A 987-nucleotide genomic window follows, 5' to 3' on the forward strand; every position below is an offset into this window, starting at 1 on the left:
AGCGGAATTCGTAGGCTTGGCGCGCCATGCCGGACCAGTCGAGGGCGAACTGGCCCTTCACATTCTCTCCATTGGCCTTGAGTTGCGGCACATAGACGTACTGCCAGCCGGCATTGCTGCCCGCCGGGCGGGTGTAGAGCAGCATCTGGGTGGTGTCAGTGGGCTGCGCTTTAAACAGTAAGTCCCTCCCTCCAAAAGAGCCCGATACAACTACGGGAGCCAGATTTCTCAGATCCACAGCTGGAAGCACTCCCGAACTGCTATATAGCGGTAACTTCTGCCGAGTACCACCGACTTGCTTATAGACATTTACTCTGAATTTGAAACTCGGCATTCTAGTCGGATATGGCCCCCCCCACTGGAATTGAAGCCAGAACCCGGCCTGCCTTACCCCTTTACCATTAGCGTCTACCTGTATGGTATCTGTTTGTGGTTTTCCATAGTCCTCTCCTAGAGTCAACTCAATTTCATATGCTCCATCTCCATACGCGCTCAAATTCGGCAAATTAGCATTCAAACTAATACTTGTAAGGTAAGCTTTATATTCAGATCCTCCCCTACTACTACGCCCCCCCTCAAACTCCGAGTTAGAATACTCTAGCGGCTCAAACATAAAATCCGGGGTCAAAGAAATACTTCCCCCCATTGGTAAATTAGCATTTGAGGCCCCCCCCGCCAGCGGATTCTTCTCCACCGCCACGCCCGGCGCCTTCGAAGACCCCGCCGTCACCACTCCGCCGCTGCCCTCCTGCGGCACCGCGCTCACCCAGCGCTCCGCCTGCACCAAGGCCTGGTCCCGCGCGTTCACCATCTTCGGCTGTTTGGTCTGTACCCGTTGGTTGCGGCCGTCGTATTCGCTGATCGTCAACCGCAGGCCGCTGTCCGGCCGGTTGATCGCCGCCAGGATCTGATCCCGGCTCAATTGCCGCAGGTCCACGCTGTCCGATTCGATCTGCAGCGTGGCGTTGCCGTTGGCGTCGTACAGGT

General features: G+C 56.2%; 1 protein-coding gene. It reads right to left on the reverse strand.

Annotation, left to right across the window (positions count from 1 at the left end):
* Positions 1-987, reverse strand: a 987-nt coding sequence (locus tag ACODSD_RS24745) for a hypothetical protein (protein WP_488878607.1), incomplete at both ends; no start/stop codon positions are given.

It is taken from the genome of Chromobacterium sp. FG22 (assembly GCF_057809415.1).